The 19494-nt window shown below is 64.8% G+C and carries 17 protein-coding genes; 9 read left to right on the forward strand and 8 right to left on the reverse strand.

Going from position 1 to position 19494, the window contains the following annotated elements:
* Positions 1-3: 3 nt before the first annotated feature.
* Positions 4-1059: an extracellular solute-binding protein gene (locus tag SH602x_RS04550; protein WP_479475666.1), complete on the reverse strand. Its 1056-nt coding sequence runs from the start codon at positions 1057-1059 to the stop codon at positions 4-6.
* 191 nt (positions 1060-1250) lie between these two features.
* Between SH602x_RS04550 and SH602x_RS04555 the strand changes: the two genes are divergently transcribed.
* The gene (locus tag SH602x_RS04555) at positions 1251-2849 is read left to right on the forward strand and encodes a hypothetical protein (protein ID WP_479475667.1); all 1599 of its coding nucleotides are present in this window, start codon (positions 1251-1253) and stop codon (positions 2847-2849) included.
* 30 nt (positions 2850-2879) lie between these two features.
* Here SH602x_RS04555 and SH602x_RS04560 read toward each other — a convergent pair whose 3' ends face one another.
* On the reverse strand, positions 2880-3518 hold the full coding sequence (locus SH602x_RS04560; RefSeq protein ID WP_479475668.1) for a pentapeptide repeat-containing protein: 639 nt from the start codon (positions 3516-3518) through the stop codon (positions 2880-2882).
* A gap of 356 nt (positions 3519-3874) precedes the next feature.
* Here SH602x_RS04560 and SH602x_RS04565 point away from each other — a divergent pair, with 356 nt between their 5' ends.
* The 6 genes from SH602x_RS04565 (at position 3875) to SH602x_RS04590 (ending at position 11998) form a co-directional block, all read left to right on the forward strand.
* The gene (locus SH602x_RS04565; protein ID WP_479475669.1) at positions 3875-5620 is read left to right on the forward strand and encodes an NADPH-dependent assimilatory sulfite reductase hemoprotein subunit; all 1746 of its coding nucleotides are present in this window, start codon (positions 3875-3877) and stop codon (positions 5618-5620) included.
* 110 nt (positions 5621-5730) lie between these two features.
* Positions 5731-6108, forward strand: coding sequence for a hypothetical protein (locus SH602x_RS04570; protein WP_479475670.1), 378 nt, complete (start codon positions 5731-5733; stop codon positions 6106-6108).
* Positions 6109-6447: 339 nt separating this feature from the next.
* Entirely contained in the window at positions 6448-6801 is a 354-nt protein-coding gene (locus tag SH602x_RS04575) for a hypothetical protein (protein ID WP_479475671.1), read from the forward strand.
* A 180-nt stretch (positions 6802-6981) separates the two neighbouring features.
* A complete protein-coding gene (gene ileS, locus SH602x_RS04580; protein ID WP_479475672.1) occupies positions 6982-10524 on the forward strand; it encodes an isoleucine--tRNA ligase in 3543 nt (1180 codons plus the stop codon).
* Positions 10521-11222 carry a phosphoribosylglycinamide formyltransferase gene (purN, locus tag SH602x_RS04585; RefSeq protein WP_479475673.1) on the forward strand — a complete coding sequence of 234 codons (702 nt, stop codon included), beginning with the start codon at positions 10521-10523 and terminating at the stop codon, positions 11220-11222. Before ileS ends, purN begins: the two co-directional genes overlap by 4 nt.
* Before the next feature lie 227 nt (positions 11223-11449).
* Positions 11450-11998, forward strand: a complete 549-nt coding sequence (locus tag SH602x_RS04590) for a hypothetical protein (protein WP_479475674.1) — start codon at positions 11450-11452, stop codon at positions 11996-11998.
* A 3-nt stretch (positions 11999-12001) separates the two neighbouring features.
* On the opposite strand, the gene SH602x_RS04595 is transcribed toward SH602x_RS04590, so the two are convergent.
* The 6 genes from SH602x_RS04595 to rpsL form a co-directional block, all read right to left on the reverse strand.
* Positions 12002-12223 (reverse strand): hypervirulence associated TUDOR domain-containing protein, encoded by a 222-nt coding sequence (locus tag SH602x_RS04595; RefSeq protein ID WP_479475675.1) that lies wholly within the window; start codon positions 12221-12223, stop codon positions 12002-12004.
* Positions 12224-12452: 229 nt separating this feature from the next.
* Positions 12453-12812, reverse strand: a complete 360-nt coding sequence (locus SH602x_RS04600; RefSeq protein WP_479469659.1) for a calmodulin-binding protein — start codon at positions 12810-12812, stop codon at positions 12453-12455.
* A 214-nt stretch (positions 12813-13026) separates the two neighbouring features.
* Positions 13027-13491: a four-helix bundle copper-binding protein gene (locus SH602x_RS04605; RefSeq protein ID WP_479475676.1), complete on the reverse strand. Its 465-nt coding sequence runs from the start codon at positions 13489-13491 to the stop codon at positions 13027-13029.
* A gap of 115 nt (positions 13492-13606) precedes the next feature.
* Positions 13607-15700, reverse strand: coding sequence for an elongation factor G (gene fusA / locus SH602x_RS04610; RefSeq protein ID WP_479475677.1), 2094 nt, complete (start codon positions 15698-15700; stop codon positions 13607-13609).
* A 172-nt stretch (positions 15701-15872) separates the two neighbouring features.
* Entirely contained in the window at positions 15873-16343 is a 471-nt protein-coding gene (gene rpsG, locus SH602x_RS04615) for a 30S ribosomal protein S7 (RefSeq protein WP_479469656.1), read from the reverse strand.
* Between the two features lie 97 nt (positions 16344-16440).
* Positions 16441-16809 (reverse strand): 30S ribosomal protein S12, encoded by a 369-nt coding sequence (rpsL, locus tag SH602x_RS04620; RefSeq protein WP_479469655.1) that lies wholly within the window; start codon positions 16807-16809, stop codon positions 16441-16443.
* 410 nt (positions 16810-17219) lie between these two features.
* Here rpsL and SH602x_RS04625 point away from each other — a divergent pair, with 410 nt between their 5' ends.
* Complete coding sequence (locus tag SH602x_RS04625) at positions 17220-17717, forward strand: hypothetical protein (RefSeq protein WP_479475678.1); 498 nt, start codon at positions 17220-17222, stop codon at positions 17715-17717.
* A gap of 70 nt (positions 17718-17787) precedes the next feature.
* The gene (locus SH602x_RS04630; protein WP_479475679.1) at positions 17788-19467 is read left to right on the forward strand and encodes a formylmethanofuran dehydrogenase subunit A; all 1680 of its coding nucleotides are present in this window, start codon (positions 17788-17790) and stop codon (positions 19465-19467) included.
* The last annotated feature ends 27 nt before the right edge of the window (positions 19468-19494 follow it).

Below are 19494 nucleotides of genomic sequence, written 5' to 3' on the forward strand. Positions count from 1 at the left end.
CGCTCAAGGCGAGTTCGTCTCCGCGTCGACGAACAGATCGCGCAAAAACTTCGCCGCGTCGTCCCAGGCGTCCGCCGCCGCGGCGAAATCTGGCTCCGCCCACCGCGGAACCGGCGTCGGCAGCACGTCCGGCCTCGCCTTAGCGTCGCGATGCAAGGGAATCTGACGACTCTCTCCCTTCGCGAGCCGGGCTTCGATCTGCGGGGCGAGCAGCCAGTCGAACAGCTTCCTGGCGTTCTCTGGATGGGGGCCGCCTTTGATCAGGCAGAGCGTATTGGGAATGAGTAGCGTCCCCATCTCATCCCCCGCCTGATCGGGGTAGACGATTTCCACCGGCGCCCCGGCGGCGATCTCGACGGCGGCGTCATCCGTATCGGTCCAGCCGAAGAGCGTCTCTCCGGAGGCGACCGACGCGGCGACCTGGCGATTGCCGCTGAGAACCTTCGCGGTACGGTGAACGCCCTCGAAGAAGCGCTGGGCCTCGTCGGCCCCCCACATCGCGAAAAGGACCGCGGCATGCGACGCGGTCGTGCCGAACAGCGGCTTCGCGATCGAGCACTTTTCCAAGAATCGCCCTTCCGCGAGATCGTGAATCGTCGTCGGGCGGAAGCCGCTCTCGTTCACCAGGTCCTTGTTGACGATGAAGACCCGCGCCCGGGCGGCGAAGCCCTGCCAGGTCTGGTTCGGCGACGTGGCCCAGGCAGGAAAGGCGTCGCGAACGGGCGAAGCGTACGTCTCGAGCAGCCCCTCGCGTTCCAGCCGCACCGCGTGCAGGATTTCGTTGTTCCAGAACAGATCGCACCGCGGCCGCGCCTGTTCCTCGATCAGCAGATTGACCAGACCGACGGTCTTCGTCGATTCGACGTCGTACTTGGGCAGCGTCGCGATCCCGGTCTCGGCGGCGAAGTCCTGCAGCACAGGTTCCGAGAATTCGCGATCGAGAGCGCTGTAGACGATGACCTCTTCTGCGGCGCTTCCGATGCAGCCGGGCAACGCCGCCGCCGCCGCCAGCAGGCCCGCGTTCTGAAGAAACCGACGTCGTTCGATGGGATCGATCAAGAGGACGCCATCCAAAAGAGAGAGTCAGTCAGCGCCCGCCTATACGGGCGAACCGCCGGCCGAAGCCGTTCGTCCCAGGACGTACGATCTTTCGCGAAGGCCTTCCGCATCCTATCGTGAAGCGACCGTCGCGCCTCGTCGGAAGCCCTTCTCTGCAAGGACGCGCTATGCGCTCCCGATACGCCTTTCCCTTGTCCACTTCAGTCGCGGCCGCGGTCGCGATCACAGTAACACTGAGCGCGACCGGGTGCGGCGGTTCGTCCGAAGAGGCGCTTGGCGATCAAGCGGCGGTCGGTCCTGCCGGCGTCGCGTCTCCGCCGAAGGTCGCGTCTCCGGGCGAGACGTTCACGCCCCGTTCCCCGGCCGCCGATACGCTCGAAAAGCCGGGCCCGGATCCTGCTCTTCGTCCCCAGTCGGGCGACTTTCCTTCGCTGACGTTCCAACCTGCGGGCGAAGGAGACGATTCCGCGGATGACGCTGTGACGCCGACGCTGGCGGACGTCCTGAGCGAGGGGGCGCTGGACGAACGGGGCAAGTTGAAGCAGCAGTTTCCTCCTCCGCCCGAGATCGATCGCGCCCGGGCGCAGGCGGCGGGACTGCGAATCCTGGAAGGCGAGCATCTGCGACTGGTCACGGATCTCCCGTCGTCGCCGGAGATCGATGGGTTGCCGGCGCTGTTCGACGAAGCGACTCCTCTATGGGCGGAGTACCTGGACGTTCCGCAGGCATCGTACGCCGACTGGAAGGTGCAGGCCTACTTGATGGATCGCGAGGAGCCGTTTCGCGCGCTGGGCCTGTTCGGCGAGCAGGTTCCCGACGTGAGGCACGGCTACCAGCAGGGTCTCGAATTCTGGGTCCGGCGCCAGGAAGAACTGGGCTACTACCAGCGCCACCTGTTCCTGCACGAAGGCGTGCATGCCTTCATGAGCTACGCCCTCGGAGGCCTCGGTCCTCCCTGGTACGCCGAAGGGATGGCGGAGCTGCTGGCGACGCACCGTATCGAGAACGACGCGCTGAAGCTGCCGGTCATGCCGCAGAGTCGGGAAGAGGTTCCGCTGTGGGGGCGGACGAAAGTTCTGCGCGACGCCTGGGCAGCCAGCAAGGCGAAGACGCCTGAGGAGATTCTCTCCTTCAGCGGAACGGCTCACCGGGAGACCGAGGCCTATGCCTGGAGCTGGGCGCTCTGTGCGTTCCTGGCGGAGCATCCCGCGTCCAAGGCGGCGTTCGCCGAGATGCCGAAGCACGCGGGCGACTTCGCGGGAGACTTTACGGAGCGCCTGCGCGTCGCGCTCCGTGAGGAATGGCCCCGTCTTCAGGAGGATTGGACGCTGCTCGCCGCCGAGATGGATTACGGCTACGACGTCGCGGCGAACGTCCCGGTCCGACGCGAAGCGACGCCGCTCGACGGTCCCCGGACGATCGATCTGAGAACGGACGCGGGGTGGCAATCGACGGGCGCGGAATTGACCGCCGGGAAGTCGTACAAGCTCGCCGTCGCGGGGTCGGGAAGCGTCACCGTCGGCGAGACGCAGGTGGATCACGGTCCGGCGGGCGTCACGCTCTGGTACTTCAGCGGCAGGCCGTACGGCGAGGTCCAGTACGCGATCCTGGACGAGGGCGAGCCGCTGGCGGGACGGCCTTCGCCGTTGTTGCGACCGAGCGTCGTGGGCGAGGCGTTGACGTTCGTTCCCGAGAACGGCGGGACGCTTTACCTGCGGACCAACCTGCCGTCGTCCCTGCGCTCGCGAGCGCAGGGAGAGTTTCGTATCGAACTATCGCCGGACGAATAGGGGCCCGAGCCGGCTCGGCCGGTGCGACGCCTAGCGCTGCCAGATCGCCCACCAGGACTTCTTGGGCTTCTTGCGGCAGTGGCCGTGACCGTCGAGGTGGTGGCCCGCGCTGCCGATCGCGTCTTCGAAGTGCGTACGATTCAGCGTGGCGTCCGCCATAGCGGCATGCGTCAGGTTGGCGCCGCAGAACTTGGCGCCGGTCAGATTGGCGTGCCGGAGATCGGCGCCGCGGAGGTCGCAGCGATTGAAAGTCGCCTCGCCCAGGTTGGCGTACTGGAACTGGGCCATGCTGAAGTCGGACTTGGAGAAGTCCGAATCGGCGAACGACGCTTCGTTGAACTTCGTGTAGCGGGCGATGCAGCCGATCGCGCGGACCCGGTCGAACGTCGCTCCTTTACAGGAAGCGTCCGTCAGATCGGCCTTGTCCAGAATCGCACCAGCGAAGTTCGCGTGGTCCAGGCAGGACGCCAGCAGGATCGCGTTCGTGAGATTCGCGCCCTCGAAGTCGGCGAACTTCAGGTTGGAATTCCGCAGATCGACGTTCGTGAGATCCATCCCCCGAAAGTCGGCTTCGGAAAGTTGGGCTCCGTCCAATTTGACGGAGCAGATGTCCTTTCCCTCGCGCTCGATGAGCGGCGCCTCCGTCTGCCGATGGCGAATCACGATCATGGGGAGACCTTCTGGCGGGGTATGCGAGCGGGATGCTTCAATGCATCAAATTATCCACCTTTAAGAACGCAGGCGAAATGCTGAAGTCGCCCGAATATTCAGAAAAGTCCGACCTAAACCCTTGACGGGACTGGACCTCCGTGAATACCCGCAGGTTGATTCGCCGCGGAGGGGTCGCCATGGAAGCGGTCGCCTTCGGCCGATATAATCGGCAGAACCGCAAGCCCCGCAGCCCTGTCTAGCTTGGGGAGTTGCGTCTGCTGAGGGGGATTAACGCCCCCTGCGTCGCCCGTACCGCTGGCTGCTCGTTACCGGTCGCCTGCACGTCGTCCGCCCTGGGGCTCGAAGAGCGTTTCATGTCGCAAGCTGAATCCGAGACGAAACTTAGCCCGGTCGAAGGCATCAAGGAGACCAGCAATTACCTGCGCGGTTCGATCGCCGAAGAACTCGCCCAGCCGACTGACGCTTTTCCGAAGCCGACGACCCAACTGATCAAGTTCCACGGCAGCTATCAGCAGGATGACCGGGAGAACCGCAACCATTCGCTCGAGGGCAAAAAGTCGACCAAGGACTACATCTTCATGATTCGCTGCCGGATGCCCGGCGGACGACTGACCAGCGAGCAGCTTGTCGGGCTGCTGGAGATCGGCGAAGTACTCGCCAACAGCACCGTGCGTCTCACGACCCGGCAGGGCGTGCAGTTCCACGGCGTGAAGAAGGCCGGTCTTCGGCCGACGATCCGACGGATCAACGCGATCGCGCTCAGCACGAAGAACGCGTGCGGCGACGTGGTCCGAAACATCATGGCCTCGCCCGTCCCGATCAAAAAGCCGTACTACGAAGAAGTGCAGCGGCTCGCCGATTCGCTCGCGGATCGATTCGCCGCGAAGTCGAACGGCTACTACGAGATCTGGCTTCGCGATCCGGACGGAGCCGCTCCTGATCTTCTCGTCGGCGGGACCGCGGAAGAGGACGTGGAGCCGATCTACGGCAAGGTCTATCTGCCGCGCAAGTTCAAGATCGCGATCGGCTTCGCGTTCGACAACAGCGTCGATCTGTACGCTCACGAGATCGGCCTGATGGCGATCCTCGAAGGCGATCGCATCATCGGCTACAACGTCATCGTAGGCGGAGGTTTCGGCGTTACGCCTGCGATGAAGAAGACCTTCCCTGCCGTCGGCAAGCGGATGTGCTTCGTCACGCCGGACCAGGTGGAAGAGGTCTGCGAAGCGATCGTGAAGGTACAGCGCGACTTCGGCAACCGCGCAGATCGCAAGTACTCGCGGATGAAGTATCTGATCGCGGACTGGGGGCTCGAACGCTTCCGGTCGAAGGTCGAAGAGTACTACGGCGCCCCGCTCGCGGACCTCCATCCCGAAGACGTCAGCGGCCACGACGACGGAATGGGCTGGCGCGAGCAGGGGGACGGCAAGTTCTTCTACGGCCTGAACGTCGAGAACGGACGCCTGTACGACGACGACAAGATCCGCTGGAAAGGGGCGATCCGCGAGATCTGCGGCAAGTACGACTGCCCCGTCCGCGTGACGCCGCATCAGAGCCTGATCTTCTGCGACCTGCCCGCGGAAGCGCAGCAGTCGATCTATGACATCCTCGACCGCAACGGCGTCCCGCGAACGGAGTCGATCTCCATCGTTCGCCGCTGGTCGATGGCCTGCGTCGCGCTGCCCACCTGCGGACTGGCGATTACGGAGAGCGAGCGGGTCCTGCCCGAGATCATCAGCGAACTCGAGCCGAAGCTGGCTGAACTGGGGTTGGAGAACGAAACGTTCACCGTCCGCGCGACGGGCTGCCCCAACGGGTGCGCCCGGCCTTACAACAGCGACGTCGGCATCGTCGGCAAGGCGAAGGACCGCTACACGCTGTTCCTCGGCGGCAGCGTGCTCGGCCATCGGCTGAACTTCATCTACAAGGATCTCGTGACGCGCGAGACCCTGGTCGACGAAATCGCCCACGTGCTGGCCTACTTCAAGCAGGACCGCGACGGCGGCGAATCGTTCGGCGACTTCTGCGCTCGCAAAGGCAAAGACGATCTGCTCGCCTGGACGGCGGAGAAGTTCCCTGCGGCGAACGGCAAGGCGTAGGGGAGTGTGCGTGCGAATGAATTCGGCGCTATGACGAAGCCGTTACCAGGAAACGCAAATACTCGGGATAGCATCGACTCGGTCAGCGAATCTTCTCTGGAGATCGAACGATGCCCAATTCTTACGCGGCGATGTGTGCTTGCGCGGCGTGGTGTGCGATTCTGCTCTGTTTCGGCGCCGCCGACGCCTTCGGCCAGAAGCCGGACGCGAAAAGCGCGATCCAGAGCTGGTCAGCAGTCCGCGTCCCGGAAAAGACCCCGTTCGACGATGACGCCGAGAAGCGAAAAGGCTACTTGGCCAAGTATCGCGACGGCTACGTCTGGGCGATGGGCGAACATTTTTTGTGCCCGACGAATCCATCCGCGACCAATCTCTATGCCATTCGCGGCTGGGTGGAAGGTTGGCAAGCGGGCGTTAAGGCCGGCGGTCATGAGCCGCTGCCGGCGAAGTACGGTGACTATCTGATCTGGAACGAGGAGCGAAAGTAGTCGCGAGCCAGGAAGCCTGCGGCATCCTTTCGACGAATCGAACTTCGCCGACGGCGCGATCTAGAGTCGGCCGTTGGCCCAGTCGCCGGGAACCTGCGATCTAAATCGTCCTGTTCAACCCGTCCACGAACGGAAGAACGGCAATCGTCGCCCGTGCTGGGTTGCTGTCGTCGCTCTTGTTGACAAACCACAGCGGGCGGCGAAACTTACGTGCTTGCGCGCGGCGTCTCAAGGACGGTCCGTTCGCCCCGTCTCGATGGCTCGGCGGCGCTGCGGTCGTCTCGCGACGGTCGCCGGCGCCTCGTCCGATTTCCTGACTCGCCGAAAGTCTCGCCCTCCGTGCTCGCCGTCGCTCCCCTCGATTCGTCATCGCAGTTCGGCGCCGGTCTGGCGTTTCCCTCCCTGTCGCCGGACGCTGCTCCGCGTCGGAATGCGGGAGTCGTCTCTCCCTATGCCGCCGACGCGCCGGAGGAACCGGACGACGACGCGGCGGAGGACTTCGACGAAGAAGACTTCGATTACGAGTTCGACGACGACTTCGAAGAAGAGTACGAAGACGAGTACGAGTTCGGCGAAGATGCCGATCCGCCCGTCATCGAGGGCGACGACGACGGCGAAATCGATCCGGACCTGGAAGAGTTCGACGACGAAGGCGGCCCGGTGATCGACGAGCCGGAAGATCCGCCGGTCTAGAGCTAAGCCGGTCCAGCGCCGATCGCGTCGGGGCAATTCGGCATAGGCGAGCGGAGGGCGTAAGCCCTCCGTGCGAGAGCCGGCGGTTACCGGGCGTTCCTTGCGCCGCAAGACACGGAGGGCTCACGCCCGCCGCTCGCCCCGGACGGCCACGTTCGCTCGTTCACCAGGAAGACGCTCATGTTCGCGCCCGTCCCTTCGAGCCCCCGGTTTCCGAAGCTGGAGGAATCGATCCTCGACTTCTGGAAGTCGGAGCGGATCTACGAAGAGTCGCTCCGCGCGCGCAAGGGCTCCAAGCCCTTCGTCTTCTACGAGGGGCCGCCGACGGCGAACGGCATGCCCCACCCGGGCCACTGCCTGACCCGCGCGATTAAGGATCTGTTCCCCCGTTACAAGACGATGCGCGGCTACGAATGCCGGCGCAAGGCGGGGTGGGATACGCACGGCCTGCCGGTCGAAGTCGAGGTCTGCAAGGAACTCGGCATCCACTCCAAGGAGGAGATCGAAGCCTACGGCGTCGAGCCCTTCATCAAGAAGTGTCGCGAGTCGGTCTGGCGGTACATGCAGGAGTGGGAGAAGCTGACCGAGCGGCTCGGCTTCTGGGTCGACCTCGACGAGGCCTACGTCACGTATCACCAGAGCTTCGTCGAAAGCGTCTGGTGGTCGCTGAAGCAGCTTTTCGATCGGGGCCTGCTGTACCAGGGCCACAAGATCGTCTGGTGGTGGGCCCAGGGCGGCACGGCGCTCAGCTCGGGCGAAGTCGGCCAGGGTTATCGCCAGGTTGCCGACCCGAGCGTCTTCGTCCGCTTCCCGCTGGTCGAGGATCCGACCGCGTCGCTGCTGGTCTGGACGACCACCCCCTGGACGCTCCCAAGCAACCAGTTCGCCGCGGTCAGGGGCGATCTGGACTACGTCGTCGCCCGCGATCCGGAGGACGATTCGAAGTTGATCCTCGCTGCGGACCTGCTCTGCACGTTGCAGGAGAAGGTGAAACGCGAGCTGGTCGTCGAGAAGACGCTCAAGGGGACGGAACTTGTCGGCAAGCGCTACGTCCCGCCGTTCGATTACTACCGCAAGGGCGAGGGCGATGCGCTCGGCACGCTGAAGTCGGGCGGCGAAGAGCATGCCGCGTGGCGCGTCGTCGACGCAGAGTTCGTCACGACCGATTCGGGCTCCGGCATCGTCCATCTGGCGCCGGCGTTCGGCGAGGTCGACTTCGACGTCCTGCTTCGCGAGCGGGAACGCTTCGCGTCAGGCGGACCCGACCTGATCTGCGCTGTCGGGCCGGACGGCAAGTTCACCGAAGTCGCCGGGCCCTACGTCGGACGCTGGGTGAAGGACGCGGATAAAGACATCCTGCACGAATTGAAGGAGCGCGGCCTGCGCTTCTTTCAGGAGCAGTACCTCCACGACTATCCGTTCTGCTGGCGAGCCGATCAGGATCCGCTGATCCAGTACCCGCGCCGGAGCTGGTTCGTCCGCACGACCGCCTTCCGCGACAAGATGCTGGAGAACAACCGTCAGATCGGTTGGCTGCCCGAGCATATCCGCGACGGCCGCTTCGGTAACTTCCTGGAATCGAACGTCGATTGGGCCCTCTCGCGCGAGCGTTACTGGGGGACGCCGCTGCCCATCTGGGTCTGCGACTCCACGGGCCAGATGGAGGCGATCGCCAGCTACGACGAACTTCTCGCCAAGCCGGGACTTTCGGGGCAGGAGGTCTGGGAGCAGGCGAAGGCCGCCGATCCGAACCTGGCGGACGACCTGAAGGTCCATAAGCCCTACATCGACGCGGTCGAGTACGACAGCCCGTTCGAGGCAGGCGCCCGGATGCGGCGCGTGGGCGAGGTGATCGACTGCTGGTACGACTCCGGCGCGATGCCCTTCGCGCAGTGGGGTTTCCCGCACAAGGGGCACGCCGACTTCGCGTCGCAGTTTCCCGCGGACTTCATCAGCGAGGCGCTCGACCAGACCCGCGGCTGGTTCTATAGCCAGCTCGCGATCAGCACGATGCTGTTCGGCGAATCGCCCGAAGGCGTTCCGCCCGCGACCGGCGATGCGCTGATGGAGGCGAACTCGCCGTTCCCCCATCCGTTCCGCAACTGCATCGTGCTCGGCCTGATGCTGGCCGAGTGGTACGAAAGCAAGGACGGCAAGCAGACCTTCCTGTCCGAGGACGAAGCCCGCGAAAAGACGGGCGGCAAGTACGTCCAGAAGACGGGCAAGATGTCCAAGCGCCTGCGGAATTATCGCAGTCCACAGGAGATCTTCGACGCCCATGGCGCCGACGCGCTGCGGTGGTACTTCTACGCCGCTCAGCCCCCCTGGAACTCGATCGTTTACAGCGAACGGGCGATCAAGGAATCGGTGCCTGAATTCCTGCTGCGGCTCTGGCACTGCTTCTCGTTCTTCGTCACCTACGCCCGGATGGACGGCTTCGATCCGGCCAGCGAGATCGCAGGCGACGTCGGATCGCTCGACCCGGCAGATCTCGCCAAGGCGAAGTCGTACGTCGATCCGAAGCAGCGGAGCGAGGTCGATCGCTGGGTCCTGGGCGAACTGGACAAGACCGTCCGCGCGGTGACCGAGCGGATGGACGCGTACGATAACTTCGGGGCCTGCCGCGCGCTGAACGAGTTCGTCGACGGCCTGTCGAACTGGTACGTTCGCCGGAGCCGCGATCGGTTCTGGAGCAGCGCCGCCGATCCGGCGAACGCCGAGGACAAGGCCGCGGCCTACTGGACGCTGTTCGAATGCCTGGCGACGACCTGCCGACTGATCGCGCCGTTCACGCCCTTCATCGCCGAGTCGATGTGGCGCAACCTCGCCGCCGGTTTCGAGGGACGGGCGAAGCGGAGCGTCCATCTGTGCGACTATCCGACCGGCGCCTCGGGCGGCTTCGACGCGACGCTCTCCGATCGAATGGCCCTCGTGCGCGAGCTGGCGTCGCTGGGGCGCAGCGCCCGGAGCGCGGAGAAGCTGAAGGTGCGTCAGCCCCTCGCGCGGGTCGAGGTCGCGCTCGCGCAGCCGACGCATCTAGACTGGCTGAGGCAGCATGACGCCGTGCTGGAGGACGAACTCAACGTCAAGCGCGTGGAGTACGTCCAGGACGCCGCGTCGTACGTCGACTACAAGGTCGTGCCCAACTTCCGCGTCCTGGGGCCGAAGCTCGGCAAGCTATTGCCTGCCGCGAAGAAGGCCCTCGGCGAAGCGGACGGCGGCGAATTGAACCGCCAGCTTCAGTCGGCCGGCAAGATCTCCCTGACGCTCGACGGTCAGCCCGTCACGTTCGAACCGGAAGAGCTCGAAATCCGCCTGCAGGCCAAGGCGGGCTGGGCCGCGGCGCAAAGCCCCCGCGCGGTCGTCGTCCTGGCGACGGAGTTGACGCCGGAGCTCGTTCGCGAAGGTCTCGCACGGGATCTGGTCCGGTTGATTCAGGATCGGCGGAAGGAACTCGATCTCGACTACTCCGACCGCATCCGCGTCGGAGTAGTCTCTGCTTCGGACGAACTGGCTCAGGCGGTCGTCGAGAACGCCGATTACATCCGCGGCGAGACGCTGGCCGAGGAACTCCTCACGGGACCGCTGGCCGGCGCCGAGGCGCTCAGCCGCTCCATCGGCGAGACGGAGATAACCCTCTTCGTCGAGCCTTCGCCGACCGCATCCGCGAGCGCTGAAACGGCGGGAACGTCCGTCGCGAAGGGAGACCTTTCCTCGCAATGAACCTCGACCGCCTGGCGACCGACGACGCGCCCGAGCCTTACGTCCCGTTTCCGGGCGAGCGTCGCCTGCGGCTGGCCGTGTTCATCTCGGGCAGCGGGCGTTCGCTGAAGAACCTGCTGGAAAGAAGCGCCGCCGGCAAGCTGCGAGCGGACGTGGCGATCGTGCTTTCCAGTTCGCCTGACGCAGGCGGATTGGCGTACGCTCGCGAAGCGAAGGTGCCGTCGCGATCGTTCGTCAGGAAGGACTTCGCCAGCACGGAGGACTACTCCGCGGCGATCTTCGGCGCCGCTCGCGAGGCCGGTGCGGACCTGATCGTGATGGCCGGCTTCCTCAAGCACGTGCTCGTGCCGCCCGACTACTGCTTGAAGACGATTAACATTCACCCGAGCCTGGTTCCCGCGTTCAGCGGCCACGGCTTCTACGGCCGCCGGGTGCATGCCGCGGCGATCGAGTACGGAGTGAAGGTCTCCGGCTGCACTGTCCACTTCGTCGACGACTGTTTCGACCACGGCCCGATCCTGTCGCAGAGGACGGTTCCCGTTCTGCCGGACGACACGCCCGACACGCTCGCCGCGCGAGTATTCGAGCAGGAACTGATCGCGCTTCCCGAAGCCATCGACGCCCTCGCCCGCGGCGAAGTGACGATCGAGGGGCGGACCGTTCGCATCGCGGCAAGCGATCGCTCGTTCGTCGACTGAACTCAACATAGATCGCGACTGGACGCCGACGCCGTAGTTAGTGCAGTCGGCGGAGACGGTACGCGACTCGCGCTGCGTGGCCAAACCGGGCGCCGGCGTCACTGCTGCAGCGCAGGCGGCCCGAGGTCCGGACATCCGTGACGAACGAAGCGCGCGCGATTACATTGCGTTCTCGCGAACGTCCGTTCACGCCTGTAGGACTTCGGCTGATGCGAAAGATCGCTTCCTTGATCGTTCTCTTTCATTTGGCGATCGCTCCGACCTGTCTGATAGCCGAAGCGCCCCAGTTGCCGGATCCTCCCGAGGGCTTCGCCTGGCAGTGGCAGGAAGAGATTCGCGCGGCCTTTCTGCAGCCGGAGGGCTGGCACCTACGAAAGAAGGCGGAGGAGGATACGTTCGCCTGCTTCATCTCGAAGGAAAAGATCGAGGGAGAAGAAGGGGGATTCGAGACCGGTCTCTCCGTCAACGTTCTATCGAACGTCGGCAAGAAGACGAACGGAAAAGCCTCGGACTACGCCGCGAAATTCGCCGCCGCGGCGACGAAGGACGAGAAAACGGTCCTCATGAACACGCCGCCGGCCGACCGCGGACGCGTCAAGACCTTCGTCTTTCGCATCGAGAAGGATGACACGGTGGTGCACCACGTAATCCTCGCCGAAGATCTCGCGGACAGGGTTTACCTGGTCCTGTTCGAGAGCCCGAGCGACGAATGGGACGCGGCATGGAAGAAAGGCGAGGTCATCCTTAAGCGGCTCTACTTCGAACTGCCGCAGTAGGCTTCAGCCAGCGGACAGCTCGCTGTGGAGCTTCAACACGCGGTCGCCGTCATCCTGCTGAATCAGGTAGGCCGGCTCGTCGGGGCTGCCGTTGCGGACGATGCGTTGGCCTTTGATCGTGCGTTGAACGCGACGCTCGAAGGCTTCTTCGACTTTGCCGCGACCCCAGCCGGTCCCCCACTTCCATTTCACGTCGGCGCCCTTGGCGTATTTGCGAGACGTCATTCGCCGCTTCTCCGTCCGAATCGACCTCGGAAGCCTCCGTCGCTTACTCGGTTCAACAAAGCGTACAGCAGCCTGTCTTCTTTCCCGAGAAGCGACACGAAGGGCAACGGCTCCCGCAGCGACTTTCCGAGAGTTCCATCGACGCTAGCGACACGTGCCGAAACGACGAAGGCCTCCCTGGCTGGAGCAGCCGGGAGGCCTTGCATGTCGATGGTCAGGACGCGTTCGATCAGAACACGTCGAGTTCGAACTGGTGACCCCAGTGGTAACGCTGACCGGAGGGGTAGTAGTTGTGCCAGCTCCAGTTGTAGACCGGGGTCCGCATTTCGGGCGGATAGCGGTAGTACAGGCTCTCGGCGGAGCGGTAGTACTCCTGCCCCCAGTAGTTCTGGGGATAGTAGACGTACGGGTAGTGGTAGAACCGCTCCCAGTCCTGCGTGTTGTACGTGCCGCCCCAGGCGCGGCCGTAGGCCATCGTCCCGGCCTGGCCGTAGCCGGTCGCAACCGGTGGTCCCTGGGCGGAGGCCGCTTCGGCGAAGCAGACGCTGGCCGCCAGCAGCAGCGCCGCGATAAGGATTCGTCGTGCCATGCGTCGTTCCCTCGATTAAGCCTGGCCGAGCGATTCCGTAACGGGACCGCCGGCGCGCCCTGTAGACGCTCGTCCCTGTCGTTATCGGTTCGATCGGCGCGACCGGTTGAGGGAGAACCGGCGGCGCGTTCGGAAAAACCGGATCGCGGGAAGCGAATGTAGCCCCCGATCCGCGAGGTCCGGGGGCGGGGCTGACGTGACGCCGTCACGGGAACTACTGCTTGGCGGATCCCGCGTGCGCGACCATGTCCCGGCAGGCCTTTTCGCACTTTCGGCATTCCTTGGCGCACATGGTCATGTGCTCGTCCTCCGGGAATTTCTCGCATTCCTTCCCGCAGCGGGCGCAGGCCTCCGCACACGCCTTGCAGATCAACGCGGCGAAAGGTCCGCCGCGAGCGACGATCCGAGACGCCGCCGCACAGAAGTCTGCGCAGTCCAGGCACGTCGCCAGAGTCGTCGCGTGTTCCTTCTTGCCCTCGGCGAGCAGTCGAGCGCAGTGCGTCGCGCACATGTCGCACGCGCGCTGGCAGTCGGAGCACGCCTTCGCGCAGGCCTGCAGCATGTCGTGATGTTCCGCGTGGGCGTCGCCTGTCGGCGCCTGGGCGAAGAGGGCGCCGTCGAAAGCTGCAAGCGCTGCCGCCGAAAGTCCCGCAGCTCCGAATTCTCTTCGTCCCATCATGACATCGCTCCTAAAAAATTGACGAGCGGAACTGCCTCGACGACCGAAGCGTCGGAAGGCGTACCGCATCGGCAATCTAGGCCGACTCCGAGGCGGGACAAGGCGTACGCGAAGCCTAGAACGCGAAGGTCTGCGCCACGCGCTCGGGCGCCGGGGCGTACTCGTGGGGCTCCATCGAGTGGCTGGCCCGGCCTTGCGACAGGCTCTTGATCTCGTTGTCGTAGTGGAAGAGTTCGGCCAGCGGAACGTTCGCGTCGATCAGCGTCCGATCGCCGCGCGCTTCGGTCTTCGAGATCAACCCGCGGCGCTTCTGGATATCGGAGGAGATGTCGCCGAAGTATTGATCCGGGACGACGATTTCGACTTTCATGATCGGTTCGAGCAGAACGGGACCGGCCGCCTTGAGCGCCTCGTCGAAGGCCTCGCCTGCCGCGATGGCGAAGGCCATTTCGTTGCTCCCCTGTTCTGCCGCTTCGCATTCCAGGAGCGTGATCTTGAGCTGCGTGAGCGGGAAGCTGCCGATCAGGCCGCCCCCCTCGCCCCGGGCGCGAAGTTCCTCCAGGGCGGCATCGCGCAGGGCCTGCGGAAAGGCGTCGCTAGTCACGCGCGTATGGACCAGAACCGGCTTCTCCTGGTTCGGCGCCGGCTCCATGCGGATCTTCACCTTGGCGAAGAGCTGCGCTCCGCCGATGATTCGCCTGCATTCGCCGACGACCTCGACCGCCTTCTCCACGGTTTCGCGGTAGCTGACGCGCGGTTCGTGGACCTTCACGTTGAGCTTGAATTCGCGCAGCAACCGATTGCGGATGACCTCCAGGTGCAGCACGCCCATGCCGCTGACGATGGTCTGCCCCGTCTCTTCGCTGTCGCGGACGTGGAAGGTCGGGTCCTGCTTCTTCACCATCTCCAGCGTTTCGAGCAGCTTCTTCCGGTCGGCCGTGCTGTCGGGTTCGATCGCCATGGAGATGACCGACTCCGCGAACTGGATCGTGGGAAGCACGATCGGCTTCTTCGGATCGCAGAACGTATCGCCGGTCAGGCCGTGCCGCGGCCCCAAGATGCCGACGATGTCGCCCGCGCCGACTCGCTCGATCTGTCCCGCGCGGTCCTTCTTCGTCGCCTGAATAAGCCAGAGCTGCGTGCAGTTCTCCTTCTCGTCGCGATTGGGGCAGAGGAGCCGCGTGTTGCCCTTGAGTTCGCCCGAGTAGACGCGGATCCAGTACCAGTCGCCCGTCTTCGCCGGCAGGATCTTGAAGACCAGTCCGCAGAAGGGTTCCGCGCTGTCCGGCTTGCGAACCTCGACCTTGTCCTCCTTGCCCGGGAGCGTCCCCTGCACCGGCGGGATATCGAGCGGGCTGGGGAGGTACCGCGTGACCGCGTCGAGGATCGGCTGGGCGCCGATGCCGTGCAGCGCCGAGCCGCAGAGGACGGGCTGAATCGCCATCTGCAGAGTCGCCGTGCGGAGCGCCCGGTGGACGACCTCCTCGCTGACGGGTTTCTCCTCGAAGAGGAGCTCCATCAACTCGGCATCGTAGTCGGCCAGCTTTTCCAGCATGTCCATGCGGGCGAGCTGGGCGTCGTCCCTCGACGCGTCCGGGATCTCCAGCTCCTCGAAGACCTTCCCGTCGCTCGTCTTGTCGTAGACGAGCATCTTCATCGTGACGAGGTCGATCACGCCGCGGAACGGATCGGAACCATGTTCCGGCCCCGAGCCGACGGGAAGCTCGATGATGACGGGATTGCCCCCCAGGCGGCTGCGGATCTCCTCGACGACCTCGGGGAAGCGGGCGCCTTCGCGATCGAGCTTGTTGATGAAGGCGATCCGCGGGACCTTGTACTTGTCCGCCTGGCGCCAGACGGTCTCCGACTGGGCCTCGACCCCTTCCCGGGCGCTGAAGACGACGACCGCTCCGTCGAGCACGCGCAGGCAGCGCTCGACCTCGGCGGTGAAGTCGACGTGGCCCGGCGTATCGAGCAGGTTGATCGTGGTCCCCTTCCACGGGAACGTCACGCACGCGGCGTAGATCGTGATGCCGCGCTCGGCCTCTTCGGGGTCGTCGTCGGTCGTCGTCGTTCCGTCATCCACCTTGCCGACGCGATGGGTCGACCCGGCGACGAACAGCATCCGCTCGGTCACCGTCGTCTTGCCGGCGTCGATATGGGCGATGATGCCGATGTTCCGGAGATTCTCGGTGCTTCGTGAAGCCATGGCTGCGGAACTTCGACGGATCGTGCGGGCGGAGAAAACGAATGCGCGAGATCGCGGCCTGCCCTACCGGAAGCGGTGAGACACGTCGGTTCTACGAGGTCCGCGCAAGCAAAAAGCCGCTTCTCCCGCAGGATTATACGGGAGACGCGGCTTCGGATTACTCAGGCGAAAACTACCAGGCGAAGTGGGCGAACGCCTTGTTGGCGTCGGCCATGCGGTGGACGTTTTCGCGCTTGGTGAAGGCGACGCCTTCGCGGCGGGCGGCGCCCATCAGCTCTTCGGCGAGCTTGGGTCCGGTGCCGCGACCCTTCTTGTCGTGCACGGCCTGCAGGATCCAGCGCATCGCGAGCGACTGCTGGCGCTTCCATTCGACCTTCATCGGCACCTGGTAGGCGGCGCCGCCGACGCGCTTCGAGCGAACCTCGACCGCCGGCTTGACGTTCTCGATCGCCGCTTCGAAGACCTCGACGGGATTCGCGTCGGGGATCTTCTCCTTGATGATGTCCATCGCTTCGTAGAAGACCGACTGAGCGACGGACTTCTTGCCGTCGATCATCAGGCAGTTGATGAACTTGCTGGCGAGCAGGGAGCCGTAAACGGGATCCGGCTTGAGCTGCTCGCGGCTGGCGGTGATGCGACCCATGGCGACGTCGTGAAAGCGGGTGACTTCGAACGAAGAACGCAGTCGTGAACGGCCTTGGGATTTCTCCGCAGGGCCAGGTTCCGACGCGAGTTAATACTTAAGACTTCTTGGCGCCGTAGCGGCTGCGAGCCTGCTTACGACCGCTGACGCCGAGGGTATCGGCGGCTCCGCGGACGACCTTGTAGCGAACGCCCGGCAGATCGCGAACGCGTCCGCCGCGAACGAGAACGATCGAGTGTTCCTGCAGGTTGTGCCCTTCGCCCGGGATGTAAACGGTAACTTCCTTACCGTTCGTCAGGCGGACGCGGGAGATCTTGCGAAGAGCCGAGTTCGGCTTCTTCGGCGTCATCGTACGAACCTGCAGGCAGACGCCCTGACGCTGCGGGCAACGCTCGAGCACCGGCGACTTGGAACTCTTACGCTTCGACCGGCGACCGCGACGGGTCAGTTGATTCGTCGTAGGCATGAACGGGAGCTAACCTATCTTCCTGTCAGCGCTTGTTTTATGTCCGCTTCGAGTCCGGCGGCGCTTGCCGCGGCGCGAAGGGTTCCGCTCGTGTGATTCCGTTTCGACAGCGTTCTGAACCCTGTCGCAGCCGACCGATCCGCCGTTCAAGGCCGCCAGAAGCAGGCCGATAGACGGGTCGGGAGCAAACCAAGAATGTGACGGACGTTCGGGAGACTGTCAAGGCCCGCGGAAGCCGCTTAAACCGGTATCGCGGGATCGCGCTGACGGTTTTCGTGAGAGCCGTCTCGAACATCGCCCGGGTCGGGGGAGAATGGGCGATATCCGGCTCGCGCCTGCGCCGTTCTCAGCGCGTCGACTCCCTAGAATAAGGGCATCGAACGTCAGGAATCGGCAGGCAAGGCGAAGCGATGCTCTCTCCCTATCTCGGAACCGAATCGAACCGCGACGGATCCCTCCAGGCGGATCTCGGATCGGGAGCGCCGACGGTGATGGCCTTCGCGCGGCTGAGCGCCGAAGCGCTGCTGCGAAATCCGGCGGTCGAACCGCTGGCCGAAGAGGACGAACTCTCTCCGGAGGCGCAGGCCATCCTCTTCACGGCCCGGTGGCGGGGCATCATCGAGGTCAAGGCGGCGCCGAAGGAGTTCAACCCCGCGGATCGCTTCCTGACGGTCTACGTGGAAGAACAGCCCGATCGCATCCGGGTCTTTCGCGATTCCAGCGAGCCGCGAAACACGGTCCGCTACCTCGAAGCGTTCGCGCAGATCTGCCGCCTGGGCCTCGCCATGCACCATCTGGCAGGCGAGTTCTCCCTCACGGATCGAGGATTTCAACTGGCCCAACTCATCCCCGCCGATACGGTCGAGCCTATCGTCGAGCGTCTGCGGGTGGTCGAGCGCGGGATCTGATCAGGGAACGTAGAATCGCACGCAGTGCCTGCATGCGTCCCACCACTGCCCTGCCCTGCGACGATCCCGCATGAATTCCTCGACCGACGACGGCTGGCTTCGTATTGCGGGCGGGAAGGTCTACGACCCCGCGAACGGCGTCTCGGGCGTCGTGAAGGATCTCTGGATCCGCGGCGGGAAGATCGTCGCCCAGCCGAACGAGCGGGACCTGACCGACGGCTCGGTAAAAACCCTCGACGCCACGGGCCTGGTGATCATGCCGGGCGGCGTCGATATGCACTGCCATATCGCGGGGCCGAAGGTCAACACCGCCCGCAAGATGCGGCCCGAGGAGAAGCGGGACGAGTCGTACCTGAAGAGGACCGACCTCCTCCGCAGCGGCACGATCGGCAGCGTCCCCAGTACGTTCGCGACGTCGTATCTCTACCTGGGCCTGGGCTACACGACGGCCTTCGACGCCGCGGTGCCCGCGCTCGGCGCCCGGCATGCCTACGAGGAGTTCGAAGATACGCCCTGCCTCGACAAGGGTTTCTTCGTCCTGATGGGCAACCACCACTTCGTGATGGATTCGATCCGTCGCGGAGAGCCTGATCGCCTGCGGGACTTCGTCGCCTGGCTGCTCAAGAGTTCGGGCGGGTACGCGCCCAAGCTGGTCAACCCGGGCGGCGTCGAGAACTGGAAGCGGCGACCCGACGGCAACGTCTGCGAGATCGATCAGCCGATCGACGGCTTCGGCGTCACCGCCCGGCAGATCATCACAGGCGTGGCACAGGCCGCGGCGGAGATCGGTCTGCCCCATCCGGTGCATATCCACTGCAACCAGCTCGGACTGCCGGGGAACTGGCGGATCACGCGGGACACGATGCTGGCCCTGGAAGGGCGCCGGGGTCATCTGACCCATATTCAGTTCCACAGCTACGGCGGAGGCGCGGGCGACGAGGAGACCTTCCGCTCCCGCGCGTCCGATCTCGCCGCGATCGTCAACGCCAACGAGAACATCACCGTCGACGTTGGCCAGGTGATGTTCGGCAAATCGACCAGCATGACCGGCGACGGGCCGCTCGGGCATTACCTGCATCAGGTCTACGGCACGAAGTGGTTCAGCGGCGACCTGGAATGCGAGGCCGGCTGCGGCATCGCGCCGATCGAGTACCGCAACAAGAGCCTCGTTCACGCCCTGCAGTGGGCGATCGGCCTGGAGTGGTACCTGCTGGTCGACGACCCGTGGCGGATCGGCATGAGCACCGACCATCCCAACGGCGCGTCGTTCCTCGCCTATCCGGAGATCTGCCACCTGCTGATGAGCCGCGATCGTCGCCGCGAAGCGATCGAACGTTGCCCGCCCGGTCTGCTCGAACGTTCCGTGCTGGCTGATCTCGATCGGGAGTACACGCTCGAAGAGATCTGCATCGTCACGCGTGCCGCGCCCGCCCGGATGCTGGGCCTGAAGCACAAAGGCCATCTCGGTCCCGGCGCCGACGCGGACGTGACGATCTACACGCCCTCCGCCGATCCGACCGAGATGCTTTCGGCGCCGCGATACGTGCTGAAGGCGGGCGAGATTCTGGTCGAGGATTCGGAGATCCGCCGGATCGTCCCCGGCAGCGTCCTGCGAGTCTCGCCGGACTACGACGAGGCGCTGCTCGCTTCGCTGGTCCCCTGGTTCGAGCAGAACTACACCCTTCGCTTCGGCAACTATCCCCTAGGCGAAGAGACCCTTCACGGCAGCCGCATCGTCGCGTGCGGGTGAGGTTCCTCGCCTGCTGCCTTGCGTCTG

Source organism: Lignipirellula cremea, from assembly GCF_056501455.1.

Bases quoted from the DNA above. Each gene is read 5' to 3' on its own strand.
- SH602x_RS04560 (WP_479475668.1), bottom strand. From the start codon at position 3,518: ATGATCGTGATTCGCCATCGGCAGACGGAGGCGCCGCTCATCGAGCGC.
- SH602x_RS04565 (WP_479475669.1), top strand. From the start codon at position 3,875: ATGTCGCAAGCTGAATCCGAGACGAAACTTAGCCCGGTCGAAGGCATC.
- SH602x_RS04570 (WP_479475670.1), top strand. From the start codon at position 5,731: ATGCCCAATTCTTACGCGGCGATGTGTGCTTGCGCGGCGTGGTGTGCG.
- ileS (WP_479475672.1), top strand. From the start codon at position 6,982: ATGTTCGCGCCCGTCCCTTCGAGCCCCCGGTTTCCGAAGCTGGAGGAA.
- purN (WP_479475673.1), top strand. From the start codon at position 10,521: ATGAACCTCGACCGCCTGGCGACCGACGACGCGCCCGAGCCTTACGTC.
- SH602x_RS04595 (WP_479475675.1), bottom strand. From the start codon at position 12,223: ATGACGTCTCGCAAATACGCCAAGGGCGCCGACGTGAAATGGAAGTGG.
- SH602x_RS04600 (WP_479469659.1), bottom strand. From the start codon at position 12,812: ATGGCACGACGAATCCTTATCGCGGCGCTGCTGCTGGCGGCCAGCGTC.
- SH602x_RS04605 (WP_479475676.1), bottom strand. From the start codon at position 13,491: ATGATGGGACGAAGAGAATTCGGAGCTGCGGGACTTTCGGCGGCAGCG.
- fusA (WP_479475677.1), bottom strand. From the start codon at position 15,700: ATGGCTTCACGAAGCACCGAGAATCTCCGGAACATCGGCATCATCGCC.
- rpsG (WP_479469656.1), bottom strand. From the start codon at position 16,343: ATGGGTCGCATCACCGCCAGCCGCGAGCAGCTCAAGCCGGATCCCGTT.
- rpsL (WP_479469655.1), bottom strand. From the start codon at position 16,809: ATGCCTACGACGAATCAACTGACCCGTCGCGGTCGCCGGTCGAAGCGT.
- SH602x_RS04625 (WP_479475678.1), top strand. From the start codon at position 17,220: ATGCTCTCTCCCTATCTCGGAACCGAATCGAACCGCGACGGATCCCTC.
- SH602x_RS04630 (WP_479475679.1), top strand. From the start codon at position 17,788: ATGAATTCCTCGACCGACGACGGCTGGCTTCGTATTGCGGGCGGGAAG.